This window comes from Prevotella corporis DSM 18810 = JCM 8529, assembly GCF_000430525.1.
Lineage (GTDB): Bacteria > Bacteroidota > Bacteroidia > Bacteroidales > Bacteroidaceae > Prevotella > Prevotella corporis.
Genome location: NZ_KE387156.1, coordinates 37,318 through 56,542, shown reverse-complemented (window position 1 = coordinate 56,542; position 19,225 = coordinate 37,318). Strand labels below are relative to the sequence as shown.

19 protein-coding genes are annotated in these 19,225 nt (G+C 44.6%); 4 read left to right on the top strand and 15 right to left on the bottom strand.

Annotation, left to right across the window (positions count from 1 at the left end):
* The first annotated feature begins 78 nt into the window (after positions 1-78).
* Both H515_RS0110680 and H515_RS0110675 read left to right on the top strand, forming a co-directional pair.
* Positions 79-777: a 5'-methylthioadenosine/adenosylhomocysteine nucleosidase gene (locus H515_RS0110680; protein ID WP_025875607.1), complete on the top strand. Its 699-nt coding sequence runs from the start codon at positions 79-81 to the stop codon at positions 775-777.
* A gap of 10 nt (positions 778-787) precedes the next feature.
* On the top strand, positions 788-1,270 hold the full coding sequence (locus tag H515_RS0110675) for an S-ribosylhomocysteine lyase (RefSeq protein ID WP_025875609.1): 483 nt from the start codon (positions 788-790) through the stop codon (positions 1,268-1,270).
* A 520-nt stretch (positions 1,271-1,790) separates the two neighbouring features.
* Here the strand turns inward: H515_RS0110675 and H515_RS0110670 are convergent.
* Together H515_RS0110670 and typA are read right to left on the bottom strand one after the other, a co-directional pair.
* Positions 1,791-2,492 (bottom strand): porin family protein, encoded by a 702-nt coding sequence (locus tag H515_RS0110670; protein WP_025875611.1) that lies wholly within the window; start codon positions 2,490-2,492, stop codon positions 1,791-1,793.
* A gap of 85 nt (positions 2,493-2,577) precedes the next feature.
* Complete coding sequence (gene typA / locus H515_RS0110665) at positions 2,578-4,380, bottom strand: translational GTPase TypA (RefSeq protein ID WP_025875613.1); 1,803 nt, start codon at positions 4,378-4,380, stop codon at positions 2,578-2,580.
* A 201-nt stretch (positions 4,381-4,581) separates the two neighbouring features.
* Here typA and rpsO point away from each other — a divergent pair, with 201 nt between their 5' ends.
* Positions 4,582-4,857 carry a 30S ribosomal protein S15 gene (gene rpsO / locus H515_RS0110660; protein WP_025875615.1) on the top strand — a complete coding sequence of 92 codons (276 nt, stop codon included), beginning with the start codon at positions 4,582-4,584 and terminating at the stop codon, positions 4,855-4,857.
* A 167-nt stretch (positions 4,858-5,024) separates the two neighbouring features.
* Here the strand turns inward: rpsO and folK are convergent, their stop codons facing one another.
* The 6 genes from folK to H515_RS0110630 form a co-directional block, all read right to left on the bottom strand.
* Positions 5,025-5,435 carry a 2-amino-4-hydroxy-6-hydroxymethyldihydropteridine diphosphokinase gene (gene folK / locus H515_RS0110655; RefSeq protein ID WP_025875617.1) on the bottom strand — a complete coding sequence of 137 codons (411 nt, stop codon included), beginning with the start codon at positions 5,433-5,435 and terminating at the stop codon, positions 5,025-5,027.
* A gap of 40 nt (positions 5,436-5,475) precedes the next feature.
* On the bottom strand, positions 5,476-6,660 hold the full coding sequence (gene queA / locus H515_RS0110650) for a tRNA preQ1(34) S-adenosylmethionine ribosyltransferase-isomerase QueA (protein ID WP_025875620.1): 1,185 nt from the start codon (positions 6,658-6,660) through the stop codon (positions 5,476-5,478).
* Positions 6,657-7,370 (bottom strand): tRNA pseudouridine(55) synthase TruB, encoded by a 714-nt coding sequence (truB, locus tag H515_RS0110645; RefSeq protein ID WP_025875622.1) that lies wholly within the window; start codon positions 7,368-7,370, stop codon positions 6,657-6,659. Before truB ends, queA begins: the two co-directional genes overlap by 4 nt.
* A gap of 7 nt (positions 7,371-7,377) precedes the next feature.
* On the bottom strand, positions 7,378-8,253 hold the full coding sequence (locus H515_RS0110640) for an undecaprenyl-diphosphate phosphatase (RefSeq protein WP_025875624.1): 876 nt from the start codon (positions 8,251-8,253) through the stop codon (positions 7,378-7,380).
* Positions 8,253-8,513, bottom strand: coding sequence for a DUF3098 domain-containing protein (locus tag H515_RS0110635; protein WP_028901933.1), 261 nt, complete (start codon positions 8,511-8,513; stop codon positions 8,253-8,255). Before H515_RS0110635 ends, H515_RS0110640 begins: the two co-directional genes overlap by 1 nt.
* Before the next feature lie 71 nt (positions 8,514-8,584).
* Positions 8,585-9,463, bottom strand: coding sequence for a cell division protein FtsX (locus H515_RS0110630; protein WP_028901932.1), 879 nt, complete (start codon positions 9,461-9,463; stop codon positions 8,585-8,587).
* Between the two features lie 432 nt (positions 9,464-9,895).
* Here H515_RS0110630 and H515_RS0110625 point away from each other — a divergent pair, with 432 nt between their 5' ends.
* Positions 9,896-10,678, top strand: coding sequence for a radical SAM protein (locus tag H515_RS0110625; protein ID WP_025876302.1), 783 nt, complete (start codon positions 9,896-9,898; stop codon positions 10,676-10,678).
* A gap of 459 nt (positions 10,679-11,137) precedes the next feature.
* On the opposite strand, the gene H515_RS0110620 is transcribed toward H515_RS0110625, so the two are convergent.
* The 7 genes from H515_RS0110620 to H515_RS0110590 form a co-directional block, all read right to left on the bottom strand.
* Positions 11,138-12,616, bottom strand: a complete 1,479-nt coding sequence (locus H515_RS0110620) for an MBOAT family O-acyltransferase (RefSeq protein WP_025876301.1) — start codon at positions 12,614-12,616, stop codon at positions 11,138-11,140.
* 5 nt (positions 12,617-12,621) lie between these two features.
* The gene (locus tag H515_RS0110615; protein ID WP_025876300.1) at positions 12,622-13,374 is read right to left on the bottom strand and encodes an SGNH/GDSL hydrolase family protein; all 753 of its coding nucleotides are present in this window, start codon (positions 13,372-13,374) and stop codon (positions 12,622-12,624) included.
* 5 nt (positions 13,375-13,379) lie between these two features.
* Positions 13,380-14,132 (bottom strand): exodeoxyribonuclease III, encoded by a 753-nt coding sequence (locus H515_RS0110610; RefSeq protein WP_025876299.1) that lies wholly within the window; start codon positions 14,130-14,132, stop codon positions 13,380-13,382.
* A 45-nt stretch (positions 14,133-14,177) separates the two neighbouring features.
* Positions 14,178-14,771 carry a GTP cyclohydrolase I FolE gene (gene folE, locus H515_RS0110605; RefSeq protein WP_025876298.1) on the bottom strand — a complete coding sequence of 198 codons (594 nt, stop codon included), beginning with the start codon at positions 14,769-14,771 and terminating at the stop codon, positions 14,178-14,180.
* A 49-nt stretch (positions 14,772-14,820) separates the two neighbouring features.
* A complete protein-coding gene (locus H515_RS0110600) occupies positions 14,821-15,579 on the bottom strand; it encodes an SPOR domain-containing protein (RefSeq protein ID WP_025876296.1) in 759 nt (252 codons plus the stop codon).
* Between the two features lie 67 nt (positions 15,580-15,646).
* A complete protein-coding gene (locus H515_RS0110595) occupies positions 15,647-17,746 on the bottom strand; it encodes a BT_3928 family protein (protein WP_025876294.1) in 2,100 nt (699 codons plus the stop codon).
* Positions 17,733-18,287 (bottom strand): DUF1599 domain-containing protein, encoded by a 555-nt coding sequence (locus H515_RS0110590; protein WP_025876293.1) that lies wholly within the window; start codon positions 18,285-18,287, stop codon positions 17,733-17,735. The genes H515_RS0110595 and H515_RS0110590 overlap by 14 nt, the downstream gene beginning before the upstream one ends.
* Positions 18,288-19,225: the final 938 nt, after the last annotated feature.

Genomic DNA, 19,225 nt, shown 5'->3' with positions numbered 1-19,225 from the left:
TTTCTTTGATACGCTTGCAAAGTTACAAAAAACTCGCAACTTTACAACTTACTACCAACTTTTTCGTATCTTTGCGGTATGAAAATAGGAATCATTGTAGCAATGGACAAGGAGTTCACACAACTCAAGTCTATTCTTGACAATCCAGTAACCGAACGTCGGAACTTCAAGGACTTCGTTCTTGGCGAGGTCGGCGACAAGGAGATCGTTTTGCAAAAGTGTGGCATCGGTAAGGTTAACTCTGCCATCGGCGCTGTGGAGATGGTCAACAACTATCACCCTGACCTCGTCATATCGAGTGGATGTGCTGGCGGTGCAGACACAACGCTCAACATGATGGACGTCGTTGTGGCCAGAGAGTGCATCTATCATGACGTACATTGCGGAAGCAATGCTGAGAAAGGACAAATCATCGGGATGCCGACACGCTACAAAGCTCCGGAAAAGCTCATCGAAAAGGCCCTCTCGCTCAACGAGGGGACTGTCGAGGGGAAGATGAGAATCAAGACGGGGCTTACTGTCAGCGGCGATTACTTCGTTGACAACAAGGCGAAGATGCAGAGCATTCTCGATGATTTCCCAGAAGCGACCGCCGTGGATATGGAGAGTTGTTCAATAGCACAGGTGTGTCATGTCTATCAAGTGCCATTCATCTCGTTCCGTATCATCAGCGACATTCCCCTGAAAGACACCGATGCGAGCATGTATTACAATTTCTGGAATCGTGTTGCCGAGGGAAGTTTTGAGGTTACGAGGCATTTTTTGAAAACACTTTAAAAGAACAGTCATGGATAAAATCCCTTCTTTCACTATCGACCACAACAAACTGCTCCGCGGAATCTACGTCAGCAGAAAAGACCATGTGGGCAACGAGGTCATCACCACTTTTGATATCCGCATGAAAGAGCCAAACAGAGAGCCAGCATTGCACGTCGGAGCCATTCATGCAATAGAGCATTTGGCAGCCACCTACCTGCGAAACGACGACGAATGGAAAGACCGCATCATCTACTGGGGGCCAATGGGCTGTCTGACAGGCAACTATCTTATTCTCCGCGGCGACTTCAAATCGTCGGACATCGTTGACTTGATGCGTAGGACTTTCGAGTTTGTAGCCAATTTCGAGGACGAAATACCAGGTGCTGCGCCAAAGGATTGCGGAAACTACCTGCTCCACGACTTGCCAATGGCTAAGTGGGAGTCACGCAAATACGTTGATGAGGTGTTGAACAACATCACCAATGCCAATCTTGAGTATCCGGCTCAATAGCGATTCGGAGGGCTATTCAGTCCAGAAATATCAGTAAAGAAAAGCATTTCAATTCATTAAGACTGCTCTATGAGAATCCTTCTCTATGAGAATCAAGATGCGGAATTGTCTGTACAGAGGCAATTCTGCATCATTTTTTTGAAGGTTTCTACACCATCGAACAGAGCAACGAATCGGCGAAAGGCACCACTGAGAGCTCGTTCCATACCGACTGAGGGTTAGCCTCAAAAACTGGCACAAAACAAAAGGTCAGCTATCGCAACGCAAAAGGTGACCTATCGTCGAGTAAAAGCTCACCTTTTGGATTGCCGTCGCTAAGCTGCCGTAATCAGGAGCTTCGACACATGCGGCAAAAGACAGATAGTGCGTGGAAAAAAACGCAACCAGTCATTCCTTCGAGCAGGACATCTGTGCGGATGGAAATAGACTGATTGACGTCTGACAAGTGAAATATTTTCTTACGGAAGAACGGTGACAGCTATCCCACGTTCACGATTTTCTCGTTCCTGGCTTCGCAGTCTCAAATATCGAACTTATAGCCTACCATCAAAGTGATTACCTGCATTTTATCACTCGACAGTACGCGGCTGTGAATTTTGCTGAGTCCGACATTGTAACGGGCGTCCAAAACAATGTTCTCATATTCGTAGCTCACCCCGATTGGTATGGAAAATAACAATTGGTTGAAAGCGTCCTTGTAAAGTTTGCCCTCCATAACCTTGTTTTCGCCATACTTTCTGGAGCCATCTTTCTCAATGGTGTAATCCTGTTCTTCATAGCCAAAATCGCCATTGAGAAAGTAAGAAAGTTGCAAGCCTGCCTTCAGCGCAACTCCTTTAGCCACATAATAGTGGGCCATTAGAGGCAAATCAAGGTAATTAAGGCGGTATTTTGCATCGTGGAAAATAGTTCCGGTCTTGCCATCGTCACCCATATCGCCATCCTTGTATGCACAACCGGCTTGGGTATAATTAAGTGCTGCTGACAAAGCCAATTGGTCGGAGTTCTGATACATTACTTCTACGCCACCAGTGAACCCCGAACCGAATGTGGATTTTACACCGTTTTCCTGTGAGGCCTTATTTAATAAGATATAATCACCGGGCAGTTTAGAAAGACTTACTCCAACATGCGGAATAATTGACCATGTGCCAGACTGTGGTTGTGCCTGCGCCATAATTCCGAAAACGGAGCAAATGAGAATAAAAAAAAGACGTTTCATAAGATTTTTTATTTTCTTATAAAACGTCCTATTTATTTGTTTATTGTCCGTTCAATCTGCTTTTATCTTGCAAAAACGACAGGGACTATTCCTTGTTCTCACGTTTACGCTCCAGATGGTCAAGGGTAATCTTGCGCATACGGATGTTTTCAGGTGTGACCTCAATATACTCATCCACTTTTATGTATTCGATGCATTCCTCAAGGCTCATCTCGGTCTTGGGAATGACACGCGCTTTTTCGTCAGAACCTGAGGCTCGGACATTGGTGAGCTGTTTGGCCTTGGTCACGTTGATGACCAAATCCTTCTCGTGAACGTGCTCTCCGACCACCTGACCACCGTAAACTTCCTCACCTGCATCGATGAAGAACTTGCCACGGTCCTGCAATTTGTCTATGGAGTATGCGTAGGCAGTACCGGTCTCCATGGCTATCATTGAGCCATTGGTGCGGCGCACAATCTCGCCCTTGAATGGCTGGTAGTCCTTGAATCGGTGGGCCATGATGGCTTCTCCCTGACTGGCCGTCAAAACATTGGTGCGCAGTCCCATGATGCCGCGCGATGGTATCTCAAACGTGATGTTCACACGGTCGCCCTCTGTATCCATCCCCAACAATTCACCCTTGCGACGGGTTACCATGTCGATCATCTTGCTGGAGAAATCGTTGGGAACATTGATTGTCAACTCCTCAATAGGCTCGCATTTCTGACCGTCGATTTCCTTGTAAATAACCTGTGGCTGACCAACTTGAAGTTCATAGCCCTCACGACGCATGGTTTCGACCAACACCGACAGGTGTAACACGCCACGCCCGCTGACAATCCATTTATCCATCGACCCCTCAACTGGACTGACACGCAGAGCCAGATTTTTCTCAAGCTCCTTCGTCAGACGCTCGCCGATGTGACGTGAAGTGCAGTATTTGCCCTCACGACCGAAGAAAGGTGAGTCGTTGATGGTGAAAAGCATACTCATCGTAGGCTCATCAACGGCAATGGGCGGTAAAGGTTCTGGGGTTTCAAAGTCGGCAATGGTATCACCAATCTCGAAATGCTCCAGACCGATGACGGCACAGATGTCGCCCGAACCGACAGCTGGTGTCTTTTTGTGGGTCATTCCCTCAAAGGTGTGTAGTTCTTTGATTTTCGTACGCTCCCTGCTTCCATCACGATGACAAATCGTTATGTTCTGACCGTCTTTCAGAGTACCGCGATGTACACGGCCGACAGCTATACGACCCGTATAACTTGAATAGTCCAACGAAGTAATCAACATCTGTGGCGTTCCTTCCAATTGCTTTGGAGCTGGAATCGTTTCCAAGATGATGTCAAGCAGTACGTCGATATTCTCGGTTGGAGTCTTCCATGTTGTCCCCATCCAACCATTCTTAGCCGAACCGTAAACCACAGGGAAATCGAGCTGATCCTCTGTGGCATTCAGGTCGCACATCAAATCAAAGACCATCTCATAGACTTCCTCCGGACGGCAGTTGGGCTTATCAACCTTATTCACAACGACAATAGGCTTCAACCCTATCTGCAGTGCCTTCTGAAGAACAAAGCGGGTCTGGGGCATCGGGCCCTCAAAAGCATCGACCAAAAGCAGACAACCGTCGGCCATATTGAGTACGCGCTCCACCTCGCCGCCGAAGTCTGAGTGACCAGGAGTATCGAGTATATTGATTTTTGTTCCTTTCCAATTAATACTTACATTCTTACTCAGAATCGTTATCCCTCGTTCGCGCTCCAAATCATTGGAGTCTAGAACTTCGCCGCTGTTATTTTGTCCGTCACGGAAGAGTTTACCAGCGAGCATCATTTTATCGACCAACGTTGTTTTACCATGATCGACGTGCGCAATTACTGCGATGTTACGAATATCTTGCATTTATTTACCTTAAAATAGCTTTTATAAACAGTGTGCAAAATTACAAATAATAATCCGAAAAGTGTTGGCGATTGAAAAAAATGTTGTAACTTTGCACCGCATATTCGGAGAGACCGATGCATTTGACGTTGTAATCCGTTGTGATTAAGGCGGTTTGGCAACAGAAAGATGTAATTGCAAAAATCATTAATCAAAAGAAAAATGTATTTAAACAAAGAGAAGAAAGAAGAAATCTTCAGCCAGCACGGCAGAGAGAAAAAGGCAACAGACACAGGTTCAGCAGAAAGCCAGATTGCATTGTTCACCTATCGCATCAAGCACCTGACTGAACACGTGAAGAAAAACCGCAAAGACCACGTGACTACACGCTCACTGACTCGTCTTGTTGGAAAGCGTCGTGGACTACTCGACTACTTGTACAAGAATGACATTGAGCGCTATCGTGCCATCATCAAGGAACTCGGTCTGCGTAAGTAAGATTTCAGAAAGAATAAGAATCCTCATAACGAACAGGTTATGAGGATTTTTTCATAAATACCTGTTCTATCAAGATTTTATTGGAAATTACTATTTTCTGAAAAGTGACCTTGCCTGATAAAAAAAGCCCAACCAGACTGTAATTCTGATTAGGCTTTGTATCAAATTTATTCGAGAATCTCTTTCAAAGGAATCATTACAAAATCGCGTTCTTCCATTAATGGGTGGGGAATCTTTAGGTCTGGCTCATTAATTTTCAAGTTATCATAAAGCAGAATGTCAATATCTATAATCCGATCCTGATATTCGTCGTCAGTTGTCTTATGGGCACGCCCCATGTTCTTTTCAATCTGCTGTGTAGCAACCAACAACTGCCTTGGTGTTTGTTCGGTTTCGACGCAGACACACGCATTAAGAAACATATTAGGGCTATCGAATCCCCATGGTTCGGTTTCGATAAATGAGGATTGGCGCACAACTTCGCCTATCTTTTCACTGATTCTGGAAATCGCTTCCTTCATGATTGAACGTCGATTTCCAAGATTTGAACCTAAGCCTAAGTAAACAGTGTGTAGCATTGGTAATTCATTTGCTGAAGAATTGATAAAGGAGAAAACCTTAATCATTCAATATCAGTAAGGAGTCGCCAAAGCAGCCGAATTTATATCCTCCCTTAACAGCCTTGTCGTAGGCTTCCATTACGAGGTCGTAGCCACCGAATGCGGCTGTAATCATCAAGAGTGTAGAATAAGGATGATAGAAATTAACCAGCATTGAGTCAGCCAGTCCGAAATCGTATGGGGGGAAAATGAACTTATTGGTCCATCCATCATATTCTTTTAAGAAACCATCTGTACCAACGGCTGACTCGGTTGCCTTGACAACACTTGCGCCAACAGCACAAACATGATGACCAGCCTCTTTCGTTTCGTTGACAACTTTACATGCTTCTGCAGTGATGTGCATCTCCTCAGAATCCATCTTGTGCTTCGTTAGATCCTCCACCTCGATGTCATGGAAATTCCCAAGTCCGCAATGCAGTGTGATAAATGCTGGCTTTATCCCCTTTATCTCCATCATTTTCATCATATGTTCCGAGAAATGAATATTGGTACCTGGAGCTGTTACCGCACCTTCCTTGTCGGCAAAAACCGACTGGAAGTATTCCATATCGTCGTCATCAGCATGTGCAAAGTCCTCGCCTTCTGCTTTTGGACGATTGTCGATGATATAACGAGGCAGTGGTGCTTCCCCCAAAGCATAGAGTTCTTGCTTAAACTCATCGTGAGGACAGTCGTAAAGAAAACGGAGCGTACGACCACGGGATGTTGTATTATCAATCACTTCCGCAACCATTGTGCCCGATTCGTCAAAGAACAATTTGTTTCCAATACGAATCTTACGCGCTGGCTCAACCAACACGTCCCAAAGACGCATCTCCTGATTGAGTTCGCGCAGCAAAAACACCTCAATCTTGGCATCTGTTTTCTCCTTTGTTCCGTAAAGACGGGCTGGAAAGACCTTTGTATCGTTTAAAATGAAAGCATCGCCCTCGTTAAAATAGTCGAGAACATCTTTAAAACGGATGAAATCCTCCTCTTTGGGTTTTCCCTTCACTTTGTTTTTAAACATGTCTATCGTTCCGGACTTACGGTGTAACACCATCAACCGGGACTCATCCCGACGTGTTATCTTAAACACTTGGCTTGTTCCATCAGCTCGGTTAAGCACTCGTTCTGACGAATGTGGGTACAAAGCCACCTGATCATCAGGTAAATCGAATTTAAACTGTGAAAGTTTCATCTGTTTGTATCTCCTTTTTCTAATGTCTGTTTATTCAACCATTCCTGAAAATGGTCATAGTCAATGCAATTTTCAATGGTGATATCGCCCACTTGAGTGCGGCGCAACTCTGTCAAGTAAGCCCCACTGCCCAATGCCCGTCCTAAATCTCTGGCCAATGCACGGATGTAAGTGCCCTTACCACATACCACCCGCAACGAAAGTTGCATTTTTTCCTCATCAAAATTGGTAACTTCAATCTCTTCTATATGTATGTTTTTGGGCTTGAGAACCACTTCCTCGCCAGCTCTGCGATAATTGAAAGCCCGCTCACCATTCACTTTTACTGCGCTATAAGTCGGGGGAACTTGCTGAATATCACCCACGAACTTCAGAACGGCATTCTCTATCAATTCCCGTGTGATGTGTTCCGTTGGGAAAGTGGCATTCACCTCATGCTCCATGTCGTAGCTGGGAGTGGTGGCTCCCAACTGAAGAGTGGCGGTATATTCCTTCGTATGGGCTTGAAGCGATTCTATCTGCTTGGTCATTTTTCCAGTTGCAAGTATGAGAACACCGGTAGCCAACGGGTCTAATGTTCCGGCATGTCCTATCTTTACCCTTTCTCCCACTGCCTGAGAGCACAGATACCGCACATGGGCAAGCGCCTTGAAACTCGTGATTCCGTAAGGCTTGTCTATAGGAATAATCACTCCTTCTTTGAAATTCATAAACTGATTAGTCAATGAGCTTAAGATCAACACCTGCCGACAACATGCCGAGGATGATTAATCCGACAAAAATACGATACCATCCAAAGACCTTGAAGCCATATTTTGCCAGAAATTGAACAAACCATTTCATTGCTACCAATGCGACAAAGAATGCCACAATGCTGCCTACAGCAAGCAAAATCAGGTTCTCCGAGGTTGCCCAATTTGCCCCTACGGCCTTGTCTCCCATAAAAAGTTCCAGCACATCGAGGCCAGTTGCAGCCGCCATTGTCGGCACAGCGAGAAAGAATGAGAACTCCGCCGCCTTCTTACGGGTAAGGTTTTGAGACATACCACCGACAATAGTGGCCATGCTTCGACTGACTCCCGGAATCATGGATATACACTGGATGAAACCAATCCAAAAGGCACGTCTTTCAGTTACCGAGTTTTCATCCTTTCCTTTATTGAATATCCTGTCGCAAAAGAGCATGAACACGCCACCGACAACCAACATCACGGGAACGACCCATAATGCATTCTCCGGATTCAGCAAGAAATCAATCATTCCCAGCTTCTTAACGGCAAGTCCGACGACGGAAGTTGGGATGAAAGCCACCAACAACAGCCAGTAGAAATACCACTTGTGCCTGATTCTATCGAACACTCCACAGCCCTCTGGTGCTGGCGAATTATCAAGACGGAAGAAGCGATGCCAATACAGCACCACAACTGAAAGGATTGCGCCAAACTGTATAATAATGGTGAAAGCCCTGACAAAGTCGGAGTTCTGTACACCTAAAAGATTCTCTGCAATGAGCATGTGCCCAGTTGAAGATACTGGCAAGAATTCTGTCAATCCTTCAACGATTGCAATAATGATAGTCTGTATAAGGTCCATTAATCGTCCGCTGTATGATCATCCGCCTGCTCAGTCTCACTCTTCGGTTTGTACATGATAGCCCCAATGATAGAGATAAATCCTATAAAGGTAATTACCGGAGCCACTTTGACACGCATTGGGCTGAAGATATCAGGATTAAACTGCGTGTCGGTTGAGCCACTTCCACTCATAAGAATGAAACCGATGATCACAATCATTACTCCAATAGCGAGCAAAACAAAGTTGGCTTTGCCGAATGCTAAATTTCTTTTATCCATAATGTATGAATTATTCCAACCATGGCAGCCCAGGAGCTAAAACTTCAGGTTGAATGTTTTTAGATGTTTCATTAAATCTTATAAAGGTCGCCAGCCTTCATCTTCAGGAATTTATTGACTGAAAGCCACGCACAGAAGAACGTGATGAGAATACCGAAGGCGAGCATGACAGCACTGGTGATAATGATTACTTCCCAAGTGAGAATTACCCTCACTTCAGGGTCGTAAGAATAAAGGAAATACATGCCTACTCCAAGAACAGAGATAGCTATCAGCGCCGAGATGAATCCCTCGGCTATGGCCCTGCGCAGGAACGGCATTCTGATGAAGTTCCAAGAAGCACCCACCAGCTTCATTGTGTGAATGGTGAATCTACGCGCATAGACGCTCAAACGTATGGTATTGTTTATCAACGAGAAGGAGACCACGGTCAGCAACGCAGCAATGACCAACAGCACCAAGCCAATCTTACCAAGAGTCCTGTTCACACTCTCGACCAAATCTTGTCTATAGGTAATGTCGCTTACGCCTTTATAAGTCTTGAGCTCTTTGGTTATCCATTTTATAGAGTCGTTGTTGGCATAATTGGCCTTCAACTGCAACTCAATCTCTGCGGTAAAGGGATTCTCACCAGCAAATTCAGCAGGATTTGCCCCAAGTTCTCTCGTTCCTTCTTTCAGCGCTTCTTCCTTGCTGATGAAGTCTATACCGTTGATATATCGCAACCCGTCGAGCCTTGTGCAGAGAGAGGCACATTCCTCGTTGCTCATGTCGGGCTGAAGTATCATTGTTATGGTTAGGTTCTCCTTGACATAGGAACTCAAATTGCGGCTGGTAAACACCGTTAGCACCACCATACCAATGAGAATAAGCACCATAGCAGTACTTATACACAGAGTAACAACCTGCAAACTCCGATGTTTGCTGGCTTTATTTCGTCTTTTCGCCATTTTTCATTAGAAGATATAATCCACCAAAATTGATGCAAAGATACTGTAAAATAGACGAAAGACAAAAGAATTTATAGATTATTTACAATCACACAAAAAACTATTCTCACTCTATATTTATATGAATAAAATATCATAACTTTGTGGTGCGAACAATTTCGTTGGGGTGAGCAGTTCTAATGCCATGAAAATCAGAATTGTCACTCGTCCCAACAATAGCAAAAACTTTAGGTGGGGACCTCTCCGCCACCACCAAGAACAAGTAAATATGAAATGGGTTACATCCTGAAATCTTTTGTTTTCTTTTCGGCTGAAAGCGCAAGCGCACACTGTTGTATGCTTTTTCCACTCACCATAGCCTACCGGAATTCAACCGCCGATGAGAACAGCAGAATCTTACAGGGCTAACTTACAGAACCCAACATAAGCACCATGAGTACCGTCATTTACCCCTCCCCTATTTTCGGACCGATACACAGTCGCCGTTTGGGCATATCGCTTGGCATCAACCTATTGCCAGCAGATGGGAAAGTCTGCACATTCGACTGCATCTACTGCGAGTGCGGATTCAATGCCGACCACAAGACCAGCTCAAACTTTCCAAGCCGTGGCGAAGTTGCCGAGAAACTGGAAGCCAAACTGAAAGAAATGGCTGAATCGGGCGAGCATCCCGACGTCCTTACCTTTGCAGGGAATGGAGAACCGACCCAAAGTCCTTACTTCCCAGAAATCGTTGACGACGTGATTCGTCTGAGAGACCAGTACTGTCCCGAAGCAAAGGTTTCGGTGCTGAGCAACTCCACGTTCATTCACCGCCAAAAAGTGCGCGATGCCCTCATGAAGGTTGACAACAACATATTGAAACTCGACACCATCGACAACGATTACATTGGTAAGGTCAACAGGCCCGTTATCCCGTCGTACAGGGCTGCAAAGATTATCGAGAGTATGAAATCATTCAATGGCCGACTTGTCATACAAACGCTTTTCATGAATGGTAAATCAAAGGAGGGTATCGATATTGGCAACGTGAAGGAAGAATTGATTGGACCATGGCTGAAGGCTGTGAAGGAAATAGGACCACGTGAGGTCATGATATACACCATTGCGCGAGAGACCCCCGACCCCAATCTGGAGAAAGCATCAAAGGAGGAACTCGATGCCATCTGCAAACGTGTCGTGGCAATGGGGATACCGTGCTCCGCCTCCTATTGAGCACAAGTCTGTCTTACAGCCCCAAGTTCGCCATTTGGTATTAAACTCAGGCAAGCCATCAGACCGCAATCTCACGATTAGATGACGACAATATGGCTTTCTGATTGATTGCGTTCGCTTGTCGGTAACTTCTTGCCATTCGCTATCACCATAGTCAGCTACGTACTCTAAAGAACGACAAACAAGCTGTTCTGCAATCAAATAAAATCAGCCCAGATTCTAATGACTGACTGGGACTGATTTGTAAAAATAATTTCATTATCGCCTTCCAAGACATGACCTTCTGCAGGGCGAAAGCTAAGCAATCGTCACTCAAAAGATGAGCTTTTGACGCGCAAAAGGACACCAACGAGTAATCGATTTGTATTCTACTGTTTATCAAATAGTTACAAACACTATATTAAAAGAGGCGTCTGTAAATTTCTTTTACCAATAGAACGGAGGCAAAAAAATGATAGACTAAAATTGTGTGTAGATGAACGGCTGAACATAATCTTGGCTGAAGTTGATGACAATTTGCAGAATTATCGTAAAAATCAAAAACTTCACTATCCAATGTGAATGGACGAATTTCTGTTCCATCCACTGATAGTCACTTTCCCGTATGGAATGGAGTTCCAACCCCACGGCAAGCAAGATGAGCCACACAGGGCGTGCCATAAGAAAAGGATACAAATCAGCCAGCTTAAAATTGTTCCAGATATTTGATAGCAGTTCATTGGCGGTCTCAAGACTCGGAGAACGGAAGAAAATCCAAGCGAACGTGACATAGGAAAAGGTGATAAGCCAGCTTATTATCTTGACCAGCAATGTACAGGGGATTTTTCTCAACCCATTGTTATTGAAAAACTTATGGGCTATCAGTCCTATCCCATGGAGCATTCCCCACACAACGAACATACCCGATGCGCCATGCCATAGGCCAGCAACGACCATCGTGATGAAACTGTTGAGATAAGTTCGTGCGTTTCCCCTTCTGTTGCCTCCCAAAGGTATATAGACATAATCGCGAAACCAAGACGAGAGGGCTATGTGCCACCTGTGCCAGAACTCGGTGAGGTTCAAACTCTGATAAGGAAAACTGAAGTTGTTGGGGATGGAGAAACCAAGCATGGCTGCAATACCTATCGCCATGTCGCTGTAACCTGAGAAGTCGCAATAGATTTGCAGCGAATAACCCAATACACCCATAAGATTCTCCAAGCCAGAATAAGCCAACGGGTCGGTGAAAATCCAATTGTTGAATTGTGCTAAATAGTCAGCCACAAGACCTTTCTTCAGCAATCCGCATATAATCAGCCACAAACCTTTGTAAACGAAGCTTTTATCCACTTCCTTATGTTCTTGGATTTGAGGAATGAGGACTTCGGCACGAGTGATAGGTCCTGCTATGAGCAACGGAAAGAATGTGAGGTAAAAGCAGTAGTCGAGTAAGCCTGTGGTCTTCGGAAACTTTTCCTTGTAAACATCAATCGTATAGCTGATTGCCTGAAAGGAATAGAATGAGATACCAATCGGCAGCAATAGTTCGCTCGGTGCAAAGTTGGTCTGCAATAGACTGTTGAGGATATCTATTGCAAAATTGGTATATTTGTAATAAAGGAGTGGGAAAAGTTCTATCAGAATCAGAATGGCCAACCCTATTTTACGGGGTTTTCCACGACGAAGACGCATCATTTTCTTTGTCAGATACCACGACACAAGCGTCACCGTTGGCAAAAGAAACATCAATGTGCCATTGGCCTTGTAGGCGAAGAAGAGACTAAAGAGGATAACATAGGTGCGCATCCATGCCCTGCGGTATCGTCCGATACCTATATATATAGCAAAGAACAACAGAAAGGTCACCATGAAAGGTATGGTGTACATCGACCAATCCTTACTGGCTGTGATCAGAAAGGCAACAAAGGAGCTGAATATCTGCTGAACGTCAAACATAAATATCAATAACCTTCAAATGCGGGGGCTAAAAGTTCGGTATGGGTAGCCTTATGGTGGCCTTTCGGGAGTTCCATCCTCACTGGGCAGGCCACGGTTCCGCCCCTCATGTAGGCAGCCACTTTGTCCATCCACGCTGCTGCAGCCTTCCAAGTGGGATGATAATGGTCGGAACCACGCTGAAGTTTGAGATTCCGGCTGTCGAAGAAATGCCCTTTGCCGGCATTGCTGGCAATTAGGTCGATGATGCCTGTGTCACCATTCCAATCGGCTGGCCCGATCCAGACGAAAGGATAACGGCTCAGTTTCCTTACAATGGTCTTAATATACTCGTTACGGACATCGAGGTCGTTGACAAACAGCTCATTGCTGCCTAGACATAACAGAATATAGGTTGGTTTATACTCGTCCACGAAATGTTCGAGTGTCTGCGTCTCGGCCCACTTCTCCGTTGTCGAGCTATACCATATCACTGTATAGAGGGTATGTCCATTCTCTTTGGCATAATCTCCCATCCGACGGGAGAGTCCTTCAACCATCGAGTCACCAATAAAGAGAAATTTATGGTTCTTCACTCGTCGTCGGCTTGTGGTCGGGCGAGCCTTTGCAAGGGGATGCTCTTGCTTCTTGAATTGTAAAAGGCCTATTTTCTTGACAGAGAAGTCACCCACTGAGAATTTCTGTGGAACTACGGCATAGAAAATGATGACTGCTAAAGATGCAGCCATCAACAAAAGGACTTTTACCTGCTCACGCATAGGATTTAGATGTTCACATCAACTTCTACCGGACAATGGTCGCTGCCGTAGATTTCTGTGTGAATCTTTGCGTTAGAGAGCTGGTCGCGCAAGCGGTTGGAGAGCAGAAAATAGTCGATACGCCATCCGGCATTTTTCTCTCTTGCCCTGAAGCGGTACGACCACCAAGAGTAAGTTATCTGTTCGGGATAAAGCGTGCGGAAACTATCCATGAATCCATTTTCCAGAAGCTGTGTCATCTTGGCTCTTTCCTCGTCGGTGAAACCGGCATTCTTACGGTTTGTCTTTGGATTCTTGAGGTCTATCTCCTGATGAGCTACGTTCAAGTCGCCGCAAACGATAACGGGCTTGCTCTCGTCAAGTTTGTGAAGGTGGGCTTGAAAGTCATCTTCCCATCTCATCCGATAATCCAAACGACGCAATCCGTCCTGCGAATTGGGTGTATAGACAGTCACAAGATAGAAGCTTTCCATTTCAAGCGTTATCACACGGCCTTCATGGTCGTGCTCATCGATACCCAATCCGTAAGTAACGCTCAGCGGTTTATGCTTGGTGAATACCGCTGTGCCTGAATAACCTTTCTTATCGGCATAATTCCAGTATGACTCGTAGCCTGGGAAACTAATGTCCAACTGTCCTTCCTGCATTTTTGTCTCCTGTAAGCAGAAGAAATCGGCATTCATACTTTCAAAAATTTCACAGAATCCTTTGCCTACGCAAGCCCGAAGTCCGTTAACGTTCCAAGATATAAACTTCATTCGTCAAATAATTTAAAGGGTATGATACTATTATGTGTTGATACTCTATATTCGCTGCGACTCGCTTCGGAGCAGTTTCATGAACTCCTCACGAGTCTTTGCCTGATTGAAAGCTCCGCTGAACGCACTGGTGGTCGTGATAGAGTTCTGCTTCTCCACACCACGCATCTGCATACACATGTGCTTCGCTTCGATAATGACCATTGTTCCCAAAGGCTGCAAAGTGTCTTGGATGCAGTCCTTGATCTGTTCTGTAAGTCGTTCCTGTACCTGAAGTCTATGACTGAAGATGTCTATTACACGAGCGACCTTGCTTAGACCGGTAATGTGCCCATCAGGAATATATCCTACATGGACCTTACCATAGAACGGGAGCATATGATGTTCGCACATTGAGAAGAAATCAATGTCCTTGACAATGACCATCTGATTGTATTTTTCTTCGAAAAGCGCATCGGTCAGAACCTTGCGTGGGTCTTGCGTGTAGCCACGGGTCAGTATCTGCATCGCCTTGGCAACACGCATAGGTGTCTTTTCCAAACCCTCTCTGTCGGGGTCTTCGCCCAACAAGTTGAGCACTTCTCTGTAATGGGCCGCTAAATCATCAAGACCTTCGCGGAAAGCTGTTTCTGGATTCATAGTATGATTTATGCTATTGAATTGAATTGCATTTATATTGTTTTAAATTTTATTCATCCATTGTTGGCAATTCTTCATCGACGAACTTTGTTGTCTGAACTGTTATCATCGTTCGGATAACATTCGCATTGGAAAAGCCCTCCTTTCGGAGTTTGCGCATCACGTTTCGCGCCTTGTTGTAGCTGGTAAAATTGCCTATTTGGCACATCCATCTTGGCGAATAGAAATGTACGTAGATTGGTTCAGTTGGGAAAAGAGCCTTGGCCTTTTGTCCAAGTCGCTCGGCTTCTTGGCGAGCCACACGCGTATTTCCACCAGAGTAAGCCAAAACCCTGAAACCTCTCATTTTCTTTGCTCCGCGAATGATGCGCTTCGTTACGGTATTAGTCACAACAGCTCCGTCAACGGGGTCAACAGTTGACTTTTTTACCTTCTTGCGCACAAGTTTCGTTCTGTAAGTAGGCGAATATTGTGAGCCAGTAGAACCTTGTGACGGTGTCGCCACCCGTGGTTCAATAGGCCTTGGGACTGGAGCGACTTTCGTTTCCTGTCTGGTTGGAGGAATAGGAGCCTGTGTTTTCGTCACGTTGGCACTGGGTTTAATCAGATTTCCATTGCGTCGATGCTCCTTGGCAGCCATCTTGGCTGCCTTTTTCTCTGCTTTCAGTTCAGCTTTAGTCTTTGCTTTTTTGTTACCGTTTACCAACGCATCAATTTCAGCACTCTGAGTGACAGTTACAGTGCCTTGAGCGGATGCTGCAAGTGTGCCTAAAAGTACAATGACTAAAGTGGTCAGGAATTTCTTCATTTGATTAATTTTTGGATAATCCAGCAACAAACAAATGTCTATCGCTGGATTATTTATATGGGGATGATTACTTCTTCCATGCGTCAATGATACCCTTGAAATCAGCAGCCTTCAGAGAAGCGCCGCCAATCAAGCCACCATCGATATTTGGTTTTGAGAAGAGTTCAGGTGCATTGCTTGCCTTGCAGCTGCCACCATAGAGGATACTTGTTTCCTCTGCAATCTCCTTGCCGTATTTTTCAGCAATAATCGAACGAATATAAGCAAGCATTTCCTCAGCCTGATCAGACGTTGCGGTCTTGCCTGTACCGATAGCCCAGATAGGTTCGTAGGCAATAATGATATTCTTCCATTCGTCTTCTGTGAGGTTGAATACAGAATTAACGAGTTCTGCCTTAACTACCTCATTCTGTTTGTTGGCCTCTCGCTCTTCGAGTGTCTCACCGCAGCAGAAGATAACCTTCAAGCCATTTGCAAGAGCCAGCAAGACTTTCTCTTTCAGAATCTCTGCAGTCTCACCATAATACTGGCGGCGCTCTGAATGACCGAGTATCACATACTCAGCGCCTGTACTCTTAACCATAGCCGCTGACACTTCGCCGGTGTAGGCACCCTTTTCCTTATCCGCACAGTTTTCTGCGCCCAAGCCTACCAAATTCTTATCCAACACCTGAGCTACACTTGCCAAGTGGATGAATGGAGTGCAGATTATCACATCGCAATTGGGTTTATCAGCCTTCAATACCTCATTGATTTCCTTTGCCAAAGCAACGCCTTCTTGCAAGGTCTCATTCATCTTCCAGTTTCCTGCTACAATTTTCTTTCTCATTTGTCTTTTATGTTTTAAAAGTTGATATAATTTATTAGATTGTTCTTTCTCCTTCACCCACTCTTCTTTCTTCTTCACCCACTTCGTCCAAGCCCATATACGGTCTGCGACGATAAGGAGAATTAATGGCAGAATATAACAAAGGACTATCATGAGTATCTTCGACCAAGTATTGTTCTCTGGCTCATGCCCTATACTCAGCAATGACAACGGGGCATTGAGCTCTTCTGGCGTCGGCAAGTCGTTGTGCCCCCACTTGTTGATAATCGTCCCTTTATAGAGCAGCAACAGACCAGGATTACTTCTGATCATCGTCTTCAGTGTGGTCCCGTCGGTAGTATAGAAAGGGTATTTCGCACCAGTCGCGTTACGCCAATGATTGATTCCCCGTTCTGTACTTGCCGTAAGGCCATAGAATCCATAACCATTCGCTTTGGCATAATCATAGATACTGTTTATGTCTCCAAAGTTCTTTACTTCTGCCATCTCCAGATGTGGTGACACAAGCAAGAAGGTATATCCCTTTTTGCTCAAGATATCCTGCGTGAGATCTTGACCAGTCTTTGCGTCGGTGATGGAGAAGTCATGTATGGGAGGCTCGTATCCTTGCTCAATTATCTCCTGTTTTGTATCTTGAAAGACCCAAGTCGAATCGTCATAAGGATAGTTATTCTCATCAAACTCCTTCTGCACGCCGTCTTTCACACAGATGAAAGTGGTCTTATATTGTGTTTCCTTCGCACCAGGGGGCATCTCCATTCCCTTTTGGATGTTCTGTCCTATGAAATAGGGACGGAAATCGAATATCGGCAGGTGATAAAGGCTCAACGCAGAGGCTACCAATATAAAGATTATCGTGAAATAGGTGGCTATCCACTGATTGGTCTTTGAGATGAAGCGCACTTGATAGTGTGGCCAGCGCATCACAATGAACGCAGCGATAAGCAGCACCACATTCTTACCAAAGGTCTGGGCATTAGATAGATGCAGCGCATCTCCGAAACAGCCGCAATCCTGTATTGGATTACCGATGGTGAGCCAAAGAGTAACGCCTGTCATGAATATCATGAATACGAGTGTTATCTTGCTGACCATTCTGCGACGAATTGCCAACAAGATGAGCACTCCCAAAACAAACTCAATGCCCGAAAGCGTCACAGACGCGAGGAGTTGAATCCAGTCGGGTATCTGGCCAGCCAATCCAAGTGCCTCAAGATAATCGCCAATCTTGTATTGTGTCCCCAAAGGGTCTATCGATTTAACGAATCCTGAGAAAATAAATGTAATGGCGAGCAGTGCCCGACATAGATTGACCAAATAAGATTTAAGCTTGTTCATTTAATTTTATCGCTCCGAAAACTGCATAATTGATAATATCCATATAATTGGCATCAATGCCTTCACTCACCAAAGTCTGTCCGTCCAAGTCCTCAATCTCCTTCACTCTCTCAATCTTTGTAAGGATAAAGTCTGTGTAACTGCTGACACGCATATCATGCCAGGCCTCTCCGTAGTCGTGATTCTTCTTCAGCATCAACTCATACGACGACTTGGAATATTTGTCATAGAGAGCCAAAGCCTCATCGGGTAAAATATCTACCTTGTCAACGAAAGAATGATCCAACTGAATTAATCCTATAATTCCATAGTTAATCAATGCTATGAACTCAGGCCGGATGTCCTCTCCAACAAGATTCTCGCCTGTAATCTCTATGGAACGGATACGCTTTGCCTTAATAAACAATTGATCAGTAAGTGATGAAGGACGCAAAATGCGCCATGAAGCACCATAATCGTGTAGCTTTTTAGCAAAGAGCTTTCTGCATTCAGTCATGGTGGCTTTGAACTCCTGTTCTGTTCTTGAAACCTGTTGTGACATTACTGTTACCGTTTAGAATGCAAAAATACAGAAAAACTCCGAACTGGCAAAATCATTAATACAAATATATGTAAAGAAAGCAAATGACAATCAACCGAAATCGGCTTTGAATCTATCGTGTTTCATGTCCGGCGAACAAGGATTTCAGCTGATATTGAGCTGAAACTATTGCTGCTTAGCAAGTTACTTCAACTGGCTTCAATCGGAATATCACATCAAAGAACAGCAAGGGCAAGTCCAAAAACGCGCAATCAAATCGACCGTCATAAGTCACTTGTATTCAAGACATTAGAAAACACAAAGTAAAAGCTCACCTATGACACGACAATAGATGAGCTTTGGGACGATAAAACTTAAGCTTTTGAATTGTCGTTGTTGAGCAAAGATGTTAGAGCAGATTGACGACTACTCGGTTCTTTGACATTTCCCATTCAGCCTTCCGCACAGAAAGAGAATCCAAGAGATAATACAGCAGAAATTAGAAAAAGCCCAAAATAGCGAAAGTAAGGACGGGATGATGGCGGAGTAATTGAATGAAAGCAAATAAAAGATGGATAGGTTAGATTGTGAACAATGATTTTACAAGTGAGCCTCCAAAAGATTAATGCTCAAATAAAGAAAGAATGCCTACAATATGCGGTAATTTCGATTTTTCAAAGCCAAATTTAAAAGAAAGAGATATCAAAGCAATCATCTTTAAAATATGATGCGAAGAAAGAACTATTTGTTTATTTTAAAACATATTCGCAAAAGAAAAAGACGAAAATGCAGAATCAGCATAAATCGATTCACAAAGAATGAATCAACCAGTGATGGGACACTCGTTTTGCATGATTGACATTCAACTGCCCGATTGAGAATAAGCAAGGAATGCATTAGCAACAGGCAGTAAGCAAAACATTGGTGAAGTGATTGCATCTGTAATCGGAAATTTAATA